This window comes from Streptomyces sp. NBC_01176, assembly GCF_045039825.1.
GTDB lineage: Bacteria > Actinomycetota > Actinomycetes > Streptomycetales > Streptomycetaceae > Streptomyces.
The window spans coordinates 6,030,842-6,043,972 of the sequence record NZ_CP108600.1; the positions used below are offsets into that span (position 1 = coordinate 6,030,842).

A 13,131-nucleotide genomic window follows, 5' to 3' on the forward strand; every position below is an offset into this window, starting at 1 on the left:
GCCGTTGTAGACAACCGAGTTGTGGGACGTGGCGAGTTAGCAGAAGAGTTTGAGGAAGGCCCACAGACGTCAGTACGAGTCGCGGTTTGCGACCTGTCCGGACCCCCTGTTGGGTATCCGGCTGACCGGGCGCTGCGTGGGGGTCGGCCGGCCTTCGGGTACGGCGGCAAGCGAGCGCGACCCCGATGCACAGGGGGATGGCTTCCGTACGCGCCGGCCATGACAAACCCCGGGCTCATCCGGCCGGTGGCTGCCCCGTCACCGACGGGCGTCGTACGAGGCGGCCGGTCTCTGCGAGGGTGTCCGGCGGAAGCGACCTACGGGGCCCCGGCCGACAGGCCAGGGCCAGAGCACGGGCGTTCCTTCGGTTAGTTGGACGCCCCGTGACACTCCCCATACCCCCGCCCCGACCCACACCAGCACACAACCCCCCGCTGAGGCGGCCAGGCCGTTGCGCGGCCGCGGGCTGCCAGGGTGGTCGCGTACTGGGGGAGCAGCGTCGTGTCGGACGGGGACGAGGCCTCCGAGGCGGAGAAGGCCTCGTAGGACGGGACCGTGCCGGTGACGATGCCCAGGTTGGGGGTGCCGGAGGCGGACAGTTCGCGCAGGGACGCCTCTATCGTCGCCAGGTGTTCCTCGTGCGACGGGTACTCCGCGGCGAGGGACGGATACGCGGCCAGGAGTTCCGTCAGTTCGTCGGCGGGCCAGTGCAGGACCGCGACCGGGAACGGGCGGGAGAGGGCCTCCCGGTGGGCGCCCAGTTCCGCGCGGAGGCGGCTGATCTCCGCCTGGAGCTCCGCCGGGTTCTCCGAGCCGAGCGACCACACGCGCTTGGGGTCGTGGAGTTCGTCGAGGGAGACCGGGGACGAGTGGAGGGTGTCCGCGAGGGCGTCCCAGTCGTCGTGGGTGACGCCCAGCATGCGGCGGACGCGGTGGCGGCCGAAGAGGATGGGGCGGGTGGCGTACGGCGGGTCCGTCACGTCCGTCAGGAGCAGCGTCGCGCCCTCCGTGAACGTCTCCTGCGCCGCCTCCAGCTCGTCGTGCGACTCAAGTGCCTCGGCCACGATCACCCAGGGGGCGGGGTCGCGCGGGGACGCGGCGCGCACTCCGTCGATGATCGCGCGCGCTTCCGCCTCGTGACCGTACTCCCACAGGTTCGACGCCTTCAGGGCGCGGACCAGGTGGGGGCGCTCCAGGGGCGTCGGGGAGGACAGGAGACGGTCGTAGAGTGCGCTGGCGCCGGGGCGGTCGCCGGCCAGTTCGAGGTGGGCCGCGGCCTGCAGGAGCAGGTGTTCGGCGTCCTCGGGATAGAGGCCGGCGGTCCGCTCCAGGCGTGCGGCTTCGGCGGTGTGGTCGACGTTCTCGGCAGGCGTGTCGGGGCGCATGGGTGACACCGTACTGCCGTCGTCTTACGAAATGGAGAGATCCGCTGGCCAGAGGGTGAGCGCGGGCGGCCGGTAACCGTCTCGGGGCACGGGAGGACAGGGCCGGGCGCCCCTCCCCGGCGGGCGCCCGCTCGCGCGCCCGGCTCAGGCCACCACGCCGTCGACCTGCAGTGTCTGCACCGCCCCCGCCGCGAACGGCACGCTCAGTGACTTTCTGTTCAGACGCGTGTCCGCGTGCGCGGTGTAGAGGTCGCCGCCACCGCCGGTGACGGTGTTCCAGCGGGGGACCAGGCCGCCCGCGGAGCCGGTCACGGTGGTGAAGCGGGTGAGGTCGAAGGTCAGGGTCTGGGCGGACGTGGACTTGTTCGCCGCGACGATCACCAGGCGCTTCGCGGTGGCGTCGTACGCCGCCACCGCGTAGTCCACGCCCGTGTCCACGATCGTCATCCCGGGGCGGATGTGGCGGCTGAACTGGGCCATCACATAGAGCTTCGTCTCGACCGCGCCGGCCGTGAGGGTGCTCGCGTCGTACTTGATCATGCCCCAGCCCGCCGTCGGGTCCATGACCTGCCAGTAGACCCAGGCGGTCGGGTGCAGCCAGCGGAAGTCCAGGAGGAGGTTGCTCGCCAGGGTGAGGCCGGTGCCGTCGCCGTCGCCGTACTCGGAGTTCCACAGGGCCTTGCCCCCGGTGGTCACGGCGTCCGTGTAGAGGAGGTCACGGCGGCCGCCCGACCCCTGGTAGCCGTGCACGTTGACGCGGTCGACCAGTGCCTTCGTCGTCGGGCCGAAGGAGTTCCAGGTCGTACGCGCCAGGTCGTAGCTCGTCTCGTCGGACGCCGAGATCCTGGTGCCCGTGAGGCCGCGCCGGTCGAGTTCGCTGCGCAGGTGGGGCAGGACGGCGGACTGGACGGAGGCGTCCACATGGCAGCCCTCCTGGGTGCCGGTGGCCGTCCACCAGTTGGAGGACGGCTCGTTGAAGGCCTCCACCGTCGAGAAGTCCACACCCCAGTTGTTCCGGGCGTACAGGGCCACCGCGGCCAGGTGCGAGGCGTGCTGGCGGTAGTTCCAGGACTGGAGGTTGTTGCCGCCGCCGGACGCGCCCGACGGGTTGTGGTTCAGGCACATCCACCACATCGGGGAGTTGGCGAACAGCTCGCTCGTCGCGCCGCGCGCGGTCGCCCTGGTGAGGGCGGCGCGCTGGGTGGCGTCCGCCGTCCACTTCCAGGCCGACGAGGTCGGGTCCTCGTTGTTCCAGTCCTGCCAGTAGCCCTCGATCTGCTTGTACGCGGGGATGCCGGCGGAGGCGGCCATGGTCTCGCCGCCCACGCTGTTCCAGCTGCACGCGCCGAGGTTGTAGCGGGCGATGTTCAGACCGAGGCCCGGCAGCGCGGCGCCGTTGTAGGTGACCGACCTGGTGGTGAAGAAGAGGTCCGCGAAGTCGTCCCGGGCCCCGAACACATTGGCCCACCATGCGAGCGAGGTGCCCCAGCCGTCCCATGTCCCGTACGTGGCACTGGGGTTGACGGCGATGGTCGCGTCGGCGTGCGCGGTTCCTGTCGCCAGAGCGCCACCGAGGACCGTACCGCCCGCTGCGGCCAGCAGTGTTCTGCGTCGGATCACGGCTCTCCACCTTTCCGTACCGCTCAACCGCCGCGCGTCCCCGCGGCGTCGGCCTGTCCGGTCGATGACACCGGTCCCGCCGGTGCCCTCAGGAAGCATCGGATGTGGCGCGTGGGGTTGTCGAGGGTTGCGACACCCCTTTCTAAAACGGCTGTACGAAGCGGCTCGGACGGGAAGGGGCGTACAGGACTGGTGACTTGAGGGGGTACGCCCTATCGTGCGGGCCCCGGTGCGGGCCCCGGTGCGGCCGCGGGCGCGGGCGACGGGCGGACCGGGCTGAGGTCTGCGGGCCGGGGAGGCGAACCGGCAGAAGAGGGGTGCGCGTGCGGGTTCCCGTGGTGCGGCACAGCACTCTGCGCCGGCGTGCCCTGCGCCGACGCGTCCTGTGGACCGGCGGCGAACTTCTCGTCACCGTCGGTGTCGTCCTCCTGCTCCTCGTCGTCCACCAGCTGTGGTGGACCAACCGGCAGGCCCAGCACCACGCCGATCGCGAGGTGCGGGCGTTGGAACGGGAGTGGGGCGCACCCGGGACGCCGGGGCAGGCCGGTCCCTCCGAGGGAGCCGAAGGGGCCGGTGCGGCGGAGACGGAGACCGGAGGCGGGGACGGGAGCGCCGGGGCCCCGGAGCGCGAACGGCGGGCCGGGTCCGCCGGCACCTCTGCCGCCGCGCCTCGCTGGTCCCAGGCGTACGCCGTCCTCACCGTCCCCCGTCTCGGCCTCCGGGTCCCCGTCGCCGAGGGCGTCAGCAAGCGGGACGTCCTCAACAAGGGGTACGTCGGTCACTACAGGGGTTCCCAACAGCCGGGCCAGGCCGGGAACTTCGCGCTCGCCGGGCACCGGAACACCCACGGGGAGCCGTTCCGGTACATCAACCGGCTGCGGCCCGGGGACACCGTCCGCGTCGAGACCGCGGCCGCCGTCTTCACCTACGTGGTCGACAGGACGCTGCCGCGGACCTCCGCGCGGGACGGCGGTGTCATCGACCCGGTGCCGCGCAGCAGCGTCCGGCCGTCCTACGGCTACAGCGAGCCGGGGTACTACCTCACCCTCACCACCTGCACCCCCGAGTACACCTCCACGTACCGCCTGGTGGTGTGGGGGAAGCTGCGGTCCATGAAGCCCCGGTGAGCACTGTCAACTCCCCGTGGGACCCGGGCGTCCCGGAGAAGCGCCGCCACCGGGAACGTGAACGCCCCGCCCGCGGAACCATCGTGCCCCTCCCGGACGTCGAAGAGGTGCCGGGCCCGGACCCGATCCCGACCCGGCGGGACCTGAGGACGCGCGAGAGGGGGAGTGGCCGATGATCCGTCGCCGGGCGACCGTGCGCTCCGCCGTCGCGTCGTTCCCCCATCCCCGGCCCCTCGTCCTCCTCTTCCTGGCCGAGGTCGTCCTGCTCGACGCCGGTGGCCTCTCGGCCGCCGTCGCGGTCGCCTTCGCCGCCACCACGGCGGTCGGCTCCGCCCTCGCGGTCTGCGCCGTACTCGCCGCGCGCTGCGCCCCCGTCGTCCCGCGCACGAGAGTCCGTACGGCCCTCCGTGACCGCGAGCACCGTACGGCCTTCCTGCCGCAGCGTGATCCCGACGCGGCCGGACGCAGCCGTCCCCGGGCACCAGGAACCGCCCTCCCGGCGACCACCGCGTAGGCCACGGCCCCCCTTCCGTACGCTCCGCACCTTCCGTGCGACCGCCGTGGCTCACGCGGGTCGTCATGCCGACAGCTGCTTCGACTCCGGCACGACGAGACCCTCGGAGGGCTCCTCCATGTCCACACTCATGTCCGCTTTCGCCACTCTGGTCCAGCAGGTCGCCGACCTGCTGGAGCCGCTGTTCCACGCCTCGGCGGCCGCCGCCGCGATCGTCGTGATCACCGCGCTCGTACGACTGCTCGTGCACCCCCTGTCCCGGGCGTCGGCACGCGGGCAGCGGGCGCGCACCGCGCTGCGCCCGCGGGTCGCCGAGCTGCGCGAGAAGCACGGCGGCAACCCGGAGCGGTACCAGAAGGCACTGCTGGAACTGCACGCGCGGGAGAAGGTGTCGCCGCTGGCCGGGTGCCTGCCCGGTCTGCTGCAGATACCGGCCTTCTTCCTCCTCTACCACCTGTTCTCCAGCACGACGATCGGCGGCGGACCCAACGGGCTGCTGAACCACCGGCTGTTCGGCGCGCCACTCGGCCACCGGTACGGGGACGCGCTCGGCGACGGCGGGGTGTTCGGGGCCCAGGGGCTCGTCTACCTCGGTCTGTTCGCGGTGGTCGCCGCGGTGGCGACCTTCAACTACCGGCGTACGAAGCGGACGACGGCCGCCGCGGCGCCGGAGACCGGCGGGGAGCAGCAGGTCCCCGGGCTCGGCGCGGTCGGCGCGGTCATGCCGTTCCTCTCCTACGTCACGCTCCTCACCGTGGCGTGGGTGCCGCTGGCCGCCGCGCTGTACGTCGTGACCAGTACGACGTGGAGCGCGGTGGAGCGGGCGGTGCTGTACCCCTGAGGGCGCGGGCCGGTCGGGCCGGGGTGACGTACGGTGGCGGGCGGTCCAGTCCGTGAACGGGGTCTTGCGGACTGGACGTGCAGCTTGGAGGATCGACCAGTCCTCCGATGGCTGCACCCATGGGAGGCTGCCCGCGATCGAGGGAGATTGTGATCATGAAGCTGCTGCGAGTCGGTACGGCGGGATCGGAGCGGCCCGCGCTGCTCGACACCGAGGGAACCCTCCGGGACCTGTCGGGTGTCGTCCCGGACATCGACGGGCCGTTGCTCGCCGACGACGCGGCGCTCGGCCGGATCCGTACGGCCGCCGAGTCGGGGGAGCTGCCCGTGCTGGACGCGGCGGGGCTGCGGGTCGGGCCGCCGCTCGCCCGTATCGGCAAGGTCGTCTGCATCGGCCTGAACTACCACGACCACGCCCGGGAGACCGGCGCGGAGCCGCCCGCCGAGCCGGTGATCTTCTTCAAGGCGGCGGACACGGTGGTCGGGCCGCACGACACCGTGCTCGTGCCGCGCGGGTCGGTCAAGACCGACTGGGAGGTGGAGCTGGCGGTGGTGATCGGACGTACCGCCCGCTATCTGGCGTCCCACGAGGAGGCGCTCGCGCACGTCGCCGGGTACGCGGTCGCGCACGACGTCTCCGAGCGCGAGTTCCAGATCGAGCGCGGGGGCACCTGGGACAAGGGCAAGAACTGCGAGACGTTCAACCCGCTGGGGCCGTGGCTGGTGACCGCGGACGAGGTCCCGGATCCGCAGGACCTGGCGCTGAGGCTGTGGGTCAACGGCGAGCTCAAGCAGGACGGCACGACGGCCGAGCAGATCTTTCCGGTCGCCGAAGTGGTCCGCTACGTGAGCCAGTTCATGACCCTGTACCCGGGTGACGTCATCAACACCGGTACGCCGGCGGGGGTGGCGCTGGGGCAGCCGGAGCCCAAGCCGTATCTGCGGGCGGGGGATGTCGTGGAGCTGGAGATCGAGGGTCTGGGGCGGCAGCGGCAGGTCTTCGGCAAGGCGTAGGGGCTCCGCCGGGTGAGGTGAGGTGAGGTGGGCGGGGTGCGGGGAGCTGCGGGTGGTGGGTCAGCTGCGGGCGGGTAGGGGCTGGGCGCGCAGTTCCCCGCGCCCCTGAAGGCGCCCCGCGCTCCTGAAGGCGCGTTCGTGTGGGCTTCCCGTGGGGTGTGTTCCCCTGACCGGAAGAGCCCGTGCCCCGGACGTGGGGCACGGGCTCCCATGTCAGGGGGTCAGGAAGTGGGTCAAGGCCTCCACCACCATCGCGTGGTCGTCCAGTTGGGGCAGGCCCGAGACCACCACGGTGCCGATCACGCCCGCGCCCTCGACCGTGACCGGGAACGCGCCGCCGTGGGCCGCGTACGTGTCGGGGTCGAGGCGTGAGGACTCCTCGAAGGTCGTGCCCTTGGCGCGGAAGCGGGTGCCGACCAGGAGCGAGGAGCAGCCGTAGCGCTCGACGACCCGGCGCTTGCGGTCGATCCAGGCGTCGTTGTCCGGCGTCGAGCCGGGCAGCGCCGCGTGGAAGAGCTGCTGGCCGCCCCGCCGGATGTCGACGGCGACAGGGGCACGGCGCTCACGCGCGAGCTCGACGAGCAGCGTGCCCAGCGTCCACGCGTCGTCGTGGGTGAACCGGGGAAGCACCAGCCGGCGCTCCTGCTCCTCCAGTTCCGCGATGTCCGGGGCGCTCACAGGGCCACCACCGTGTTCTCGCGGGCCGAGCGGTGCGCCGCCTCCAGCACGTGGAGCGCTGCCGCCGCCTCCAGCGCGGTGACCGGGTTCGGTCCGCCGTCGCGCAGAGCGGCCGCCACCGCCGCGTAGTACGCGGGATACGCGCCCGGGAGCGTGGGCTCGGGCCGGCCGCCTCCGGTGAGCGGGGACTCGCCGGAACCCACGCGGCCCCACAGGGACTCGGGCTCGACACCCCACTCGGCCGTCGTGCCGGGCCGCCCGCCCTCGCGCAGCTGCGCCTCCTGCGGGTCGAGGCCGTACTTCACGTAACCGGCCCTCGAGCCGAGGACGCGGAAGCGCGGGCCTAGCTGCGCGGTGGTCGCGGATACGTAGAGGTGGGAGCGGACACCGCTCGTGTGCGTGATCGCGATGAAGGTGTCGTCGTCCGTCGCGGCGCCGTCACGACGGACGACCGCCTCGGCGTACACCGACGCGGCGGGGCCGAAGAGGACGAGCGCCTGGTCGACGACATGGCTGCCGAGGTCGTAGAGGAGACCTCCGATCTCTGCCGGGTCGCCGGACTCGCGCCAGCCACCCTTGGGCTGCGGACGCCAGCGCTCGAAACGGGACTCGAAGCGCCATACGTCGCCGAGCTCGCCCTCGTCGAGCAGCTTGCGGAGGGTCAGGAAGTCGTTGTCCCAGCGGCGGTTCTGGAAGACCGAGAGGAGGAGGCCGCGCTCGTCGGCCAGAGCCGCGAGCTCCCGGGCCTCGGCCGCCGTGCCGGCGAGCGGCTTGTCGACGACGACCGGGAGGTTCGCCTCGAGGGCGGCGGTCGCGAGCGGGACGTGGGTCTTGTTCGGAGAGGCGATGACGACCAGGTCCAGCTCGTCGGCGCGTGCCCAGAGGTCGTCGGGGGTGGCGGCGAAGCGCACCTGGGGGAACTCGGCGCGGGCCTGCTCCTGCCGCTCCGGGTTCGAGGTGACGATCGTGTCCAGGGCCAGGCCCTCGGTCGCGGCGATCAGCGGGGCGTGGAAGACGGAGCCCGCGAGCCCGTAGCCGATGAGGGCCACGCGGAGGGGGGCGCCGGGGGCGGAACCTGCTTCAGGACCTGTGTCAGTCGTGCTTCCTGTCATGACTCCACTTTGGCAACGCTGTTGCCAAAGTGCAAGCGCGGGGGACAATGGCGTACGTGAACAGGACCAGCGCGGAGTCGGGAGCGAGCCTGCCGGGGCGGCTCGAGGGGGCGGGGGCGAATCTGCTCGCCCTGCGCAGTCACAACGGGGCGCTCGTGCTCGACCTGCTGCGGACGGCGGGCACGAGGGGCATCAGCCGTCTCGAACTCGCCGAGCGCACCGGGCTGACCCCGCAGGCCGTCAGCAAGATCACCGCCCGGCTGCGGGCGGACGGGCTGGCGGCGGAGGCGGGACAGCGGGCCTCGACGGGCGGCAAGCCGCGTACCGTGCTGCGGCTCGTCCCCGAGGCCGGGCACGCGGTCGGGCTGCACCTCGACCGGGACGAGCTGACGGCGGTGCTCTGCGATCTCGCGGGCACGGTGGTCGCCGAGCGGAGGGTGCCGCTCGGTCTGGGGGCCGGGGCGGGGGCCGTCGTCGAAGGGGCGGCGCGCGAGGTCGAGGCGCTGATCGGGGAAGCCGGGGTGTCCGTCCTCGGGGTGGGCGTCGCGCTGCCCGGACCGCTCGACCACGCGCGGGGGGTGCTGCACCGGGTCACGGGGTTTCCGGAGTGGGACGGGTTCCCGCTGCGGGACGCGCTGGCGGGGCGGCTCGGGGTGCCGGTGGTGGTGGACAAGGACACCAACGCGGCCGCGCTGGGGCTGGCGGTGGGCGGGTGCGCGCCGGGGAGTGAACCGGGGCTCGGACCGGGTGCCGGGTTCGGGTTCGGTGACGGCGACAGCCACAGTCACAGTCACCGTCACGGAGCCGGCGACCGTGCCGGGGACCACGCCGGCGACCGTCCCCGAGCGCGGGGCGACGGAGGCGAGGGCGGCCGGGACGGCGGGGGTGTGCACGCGGGTGGGGAGGCCGCGTTCGCCTATCTGCATCTCGGTACGGGGCTCGGCGCCGGGCTCGTGTTCGGCGGGGCCGTGCACCGGGGCGCCCGGACCGGGGCGGGGGAATTCGGGCACCAGGTCATTCAGCTGGACGGCCCCCTGTGCGACTGCGGCAACCGCGGCTGCGTCGAGGCGCTGTGCCTTGCGGCGGTGGGACGCGGCGCCGTGGACGAGGCGGCCCGGGTGCTGGGCGCCGGGGCCGCGAATCTGGTCGGGCTGCTGGACATCGATCTGGTGCTGCTCGGCGGCCGTACGGTCGCGGCTCATCAGGAGGCCTTCGTGCGCGGGGTCGGTGCGGTGCTGGGGGAGCGGGCCCGGCGGGAGGGCACGGACACGGTTCCGGTGCGGGTCGCTCCCGGTGGGGCGCGCGGGGTGGCGGAGGGGGCGGCGCAGCTGTTGCTGGCCCCGCTGTTCGGCCGGGGAGAGGGCTGAGAGGCGCCGCGGTCCGCTGTTCGAGGGGACTTCCGCGGCCGATCGGGGCCACGGGCGGGCGTGGCGGCGCGAGGCCGCCGGGCGGGAGTGGCAGGGTCTCGCGTGCCGTTGCCCGTTACCGCCTGACGCTCCTGGTCCCCACCGTCCTCGATCGGCAAAGGCCTTTCATGCGACCGCGCCCGTCCCTCCCGCTCGTCCTGAACCCCCACCCCCTCCCGCTCGCCCCGACCGCCGCCGCGCCCGTCCTCGCCCTCGCCCTGGTTCTCGCGCCCGCCCCCGCGCACGCGCTCGTCGTCCCGGCGGACTCCCGTCCCACCTGTGTCGCCTCCGACACCCGCGCCTTCCCCGTCAAGACCCGGATCCACGGGGGGCCCGGCACCTTCGAGGCCGGTGGCGGCTTCGGGACCTGGTACATCGACCTGACCAACACCACGGCGCACACCTGCGGCAACATCCATCCGGTCGTCGTGCTGGTGGACGGCAAGCGGGCGTTGCAGCCCAAGCAGGCGCGGCTGGAGTTCTACGAGGGAGAGAAGCCGCACCCGGTCGTGTTCGAGAAGAGCGACGAGGACGAGAACGTGGGGGCGTTCGACGACGGGTTCCCGGGGTTCACGGTGGGGCCGGGCCGGACGGTCACCGTGAAGGTCCGGCTCTCCGTGACCTCGGACGCGGTGCCGAACGACGTCGTCGCCAACGCGGCGGTGGTCCAGCGGCACGGCGACGACGGGGACTGGGTGGGGGAGTCCAACGACTACCGGTTCCGGATCGCCGGCGGTGACCCCGACGTGCCCGGGACCGCGGAGAACCACGGCCGCACCGATGGCGGCGCCACCGGCGGGGGCGACAGCGGCGGCACCGGAGGAGGGGGGAGCGGCGGTGGCGACGGAGGGGGCGATACCACCCCCGACCAGGGCGGCGGCAGCGGCGGGACCGGCGATGCCAGTGCCGGTACGGGTGCCAGTGCCGGTACCGATTCCGCCACCGGCGGGGACGGGGGCGGGGGCGGGTCCGGTGGTGGTGACAGCGGCGGCGGCACCGGTGGCACCGGCGGCGACGGGGGCACGGGCGGCGACGGGGGTACGGGTGGATTCTCCGCCGCGGACGAGCTCGCCGAGACCGGGCCCGGCACGCCGCACGGGTTCGGCGCGGCGGGCGTCATCGGCCTGTTCGCGACCGGCGTCGCCCTGTTCGTCGTGGCCCGCCGAGCGCGGTCCGGACGCCGCTGAGCGCTTCCTCCGGGCCTGGCCCGATCGCCGCTGAGCCCTCACTCCGGTCCCGGTCCGGACGCCGCTGAGCGCTTCCTCCGGGCCCGGCCCGATCGCCGCTGAGTCCTCACTCCGGTCCCGGTCCGGACGCCGCTGAGCGCTTCCTCCGGGCCTGGCCCGATCGCCGCTGAGCCCTCCCGCGGGCACGGCCGCGCGTCCCATCTGCGACCATCCCACCCGTGGACTACCCGAACGACCAGGCCCCCGGCGCCCCCGTCCGCTCCGGCATCCCGGAGCACGGCCGCATCCCCAAGTACTACGCGGTGAAGGCGCACATCGCCCTGCTGATCGAGGAGTTGGGCGAAGGCGGCCTCCTGCCGACCGAGCGGGACCTCGCCGAACAGTACGAGGTCGCCCGCGAGACCGTACGCCAGGCCCTGCGCGAGCTGCTGCTCGAAGGGAAGCTGCGGCGGCAGGGGCGCGGGACGGTCGTCGCGGGGCCGAAACTGGAGCAGCCGCTCTCCCTCGCGAGCTACACCGAGGGCGTCCGGCGGCAGGGGCGCACCCCCGGCCGTACGCTGATCAGCCTCGATCGTTTCCCCTGCTCCGAGACCCTCGCGGCGGAGGCCGGGCTCACCCGCGGCGAGCCCGTCTGGCACATGGAGCGTGTGCTGCTCGCGGACGACGAGCGGGTCGGGCTGGAGAGCACCTATGTCGCGGTGGCGCGCGTACCGCACCTCGACCGCGACTTCACGCCGGACTCGTCCTTCTACGCGTACCTCCACGACCGGCTCGGGATCGCGTTCGGCGACGCGGACGAACGCATCGAGACCGTGCTGGCCACCCCGCGCGAGGCACTGCTCATCGGCACGCCGCCGGCCCTCCCGATGATCCTGATCCACCGTGTCTCGCGGGACACCCGGCGGCGGCCGCTGGAGCGGGTGCGGACGCTGTACCGGGGGGACCGCTTCTCCTTCACGGCCCACCTGGGGGGATGATTCGAGCCATGTTCGGGCGGGCTCCGGCCCGCCCCTTTTTATAACGAGACGATAACGGGTCTAGCCCAAACGTGATGGGCAGTTCACCATCTGGTTGCAGTCCGGACCCTTCCGATTCCCCCGTACCGAGGAGCGTTGCCGTCGTGAGAGTGATAGTTGTCGGAGCCGGAGTGGTGGGCACCCTGCATGCCTGGCACGCAGTGGAGCGCGGCCACGAGGTCGTCCAGATCGAGCGTGAGGCGGAGGCCCGCGGGGCCTCGCTGCGCAACTTCGGGCAGATCTGGGTGAGTGGTCGCGCCGGAGGAGAGGAACTCGAGACCGCCCTGCGGGCGCGAGAACTGTGGGAGTCGATCGGCGCACGCGTGCCCGGCCTCGGCTTCCGGGCCAACGGTTCGCTGACCCCCCTGCGGGGAGAGCGCGAGCTCGCCGTCGCCGAGGCCGCCCTGGCCCGTACGGACGCCGCCGCCCGCGGCTACAAGCTGTTCACGCCCGACGAGGCGCGCGCGGTGAACCCGGCCCTGCGGGGGACGTTCGACGCCGCCCTGTACTGCGAGCGCGACGCGGCCGTCGAACCCCGCACCGCCCAGCTCGCCCTGCGTGAAGAGCTGCTGCGGTCCCCGGACTACACCTTCCTGCCGGGTCGCGAGGTCCGGGACGTGATCGGCGAGCACGCCGTGCGCGACGACCACGGGGACGTGCACACCGGTGACGTCGTCGTGCTGTGCACGGGCGCCTGGCTCGGCGGCCTCGTCCGGGAGCTGGCCGGTCCCGAGCTGCCCGTGCGGCGCGTACGGCTGCAGATGATGCAGACCGACCCGCTCGGCGAGCCGCTCACGACCTCGGTCGCCGACGCCGACAGCTTCCGGTACTACCCCGCCTACCGGAGCCCCGCCCTCGACGAGCTCAACACGCTCCAGCCCCAGGCCCCGACCGCCGCCGAGCACCGGATGCAACTGCTCATGGTGCAGCGCGCGGACGGCGGACTGACCATCGGCGACACCCACGAGTACGAACACCCCTTCGCCTTCGACACCCTCGAAGACCCCTACGACCACCTCACCGAGGTCGTCGAGTCCTTCCTCGGACGCCCGCTGCCGAAGATCCGGCGCCGCTGGGCCGGGGTGTACGCGCAGTGCACGGACACCAGCCGGGTCGTGCACCGGCAGCGGGTGCGGGACGGGGTGTGGCTGGTCACCGGGCCCGGCGGGCGCGGAATGACCTGTTCACCGGCGATCGCCGAGACCACTGCCAACGAACTGGGATGGTGAAAG

12 protein-coding genes are annotated in these 13,131 nt (G+C 73.1%); 8 read left to right on the forward strand and 4 right to left on the reverse strand.

Annotated elements, in window-relative coordinates:
* Positions 1-368: 368 nt before the first annotated feature.
* Together OG199_RS26025 and OG199_RS26030 are read right to left on the reverse strand one after the other, a co-directional pair.
* A complete protein-coding gene (locus OG199_RS26025) occupies positions 369-1,385 on the reverse strand; it encodes an SEC-C domain-containing protein (RefSeq protein ID WP_405831512.1) in 1,017 nt (338 codons plus the stop codon).
* A 144-nt stretch (positions 1,386-1,529) separates the two neighbouring features.
* Positions 1,530-3,005 carry a beta-1,6-galactanase gene (locus OG199_RS26030; protein ID WP_405831514.1) on the reverse strand — a complete coding sequence of 492 codons (1,476 nt, stop codon included), beginning with the start codon at positions 3,003-3,005 and terminating at the stop codon, positions 1,530-1,532.
* A gap of 323 nt (positions 3,006-3,328) precedes the next feature.
* Between OG199_RS26030 and OG199_RS26035 the strand changes: the two genes are divergently transcribed.
* The 4 genes from OG199_RS26035 (at position 3,329) to OG199_RS26050 (ending at position 6,500) form a co-directional block, all read left to right on the forward strand.
* A complete protein-coding gene (locus OG199_RS26035; RefSeq protein ID WP_356798557.1) occupies positions 3,329-4,132 on the forward strand; it encodes a class E sortase in 804 nt (267 codons plus the stop codon).
* Between the two features lie 172 nt (positions 4,133-4,304).
* Positions 4,305-4,646 (forward strand): DUF6412 domain-containing protein, encoded by a 342-nt coding sequence (locus OG199_RS26040; RefSeq protein WP_405831516.1) that lies wholly within the window; start codon positions 4,305-4,307, stop codon positions 4,644-4,646.
* A 130-nt stretch (positions 4,647-4,776) separates the two neighbouring features.
* Entirely contained in the window at positions 4,777-5,487 is a 711-nt protein-coding gene (locus OG199_RS26045) for a YidC/Oxa1 family membrane protein insertase (protein WP_405834668.1), read from the forward strand.
* Positions 5,488-5,642: 155 nt separating this feature from the next.
* Entirely contained in the window at positions 5,643-6,500 is an 858-nt protein-coding gene (locus tag OG199_RS26050) for a fumarylacetoacetate hydrolase family protein (protein WP_356798561.1), read from the forward strand.
* Between the two features lie 213 nt (positions 6,501-6,713).
* Here OG199_RS26050 and OG199_RS26055 read toward each other — a convergent pair whose 3' ends face one another.
* Positions 6,714-7,178, reverse strand: coding sequence for a heme-degrading domain-containing protein (locus OG199_RS26055; RefSeq protein WP_356798563.1), 465 nt, complete (start codon positions 7,176-7,178; stop codon positions 6,714-6,716).
* Positions 7,175-8,290, reverse strand: coding sequence for a Gfo/Idh/MocA family oxidoreductase (locus tag OG199_RS26060; RefSeq protein WP_356798565.1), 1,116 nt, complete (start codon positions 8,288-8,290; stop codon positions 7,175-7,177). Before OG199_RS26060 ends, OG199_RS26055 begins: the two co-directional genes overlap by 4 nt.
* A gap of 47 nt (positions 8,291-8,337) precedes the next feature.
* Here OG199_RS26060 and OG199_RS26065 point away from each other — a divergent pair, with 47 nt between their 5' ends.
* From OG199_RS26065 to OG199_RS26080, 4 genes are all read left to right on the forward strand, one after another.
* On the forward strand, positions 8,338-9,657 hold the full coding sequence (locus OG199_RS26065) for an ROK family transcriptional regulator (RefSeq protein WP_356798567.1): 1,320 nt from the start codon (positions 8,338-8,340) through the stop codon (positions 9,655-9,657).
* A 167-nt stretch (positions 9,658-9,824) separates the two neighbouring features.
* The gene (locus tag OG199_RS26070; RefSeq protein ID WP_405831519.1) at positions 9,825-10,883 is read left to right on the forward strand and encodes a hypothetical protein; all 1,059 of its coding nucleotides are present in this window, start codon (positions 9,825-9,827) and stop codon (positions 10,881-10,883) included.
* Between the two features lie 218 nt (positions 10,884-11,101).
* Entirely contained in the window at positions 11,102-11,860 is a 759-nt protein-coding gene (locus tag OG199_RS26075) for a GntR family transcriptional regulator (RefSeq protein WP_356798569.1), read from the forward strand.
* Positions 11,861-12,003: 143 nt separating this feature from the next.
* A complete protein-coding gene (locus tag OG199_RS26080; RefSeq protein ID WP_351716568.1) occupies positions 12,004-13,128 on the forward strand; it encodes a TIGR03364 family FAD-dependent oxidoreductase in 1,125 nt (374 codons plus the stop codon).
* Positions 13,129-13,131: the final 3 nt, after the last annotated feature.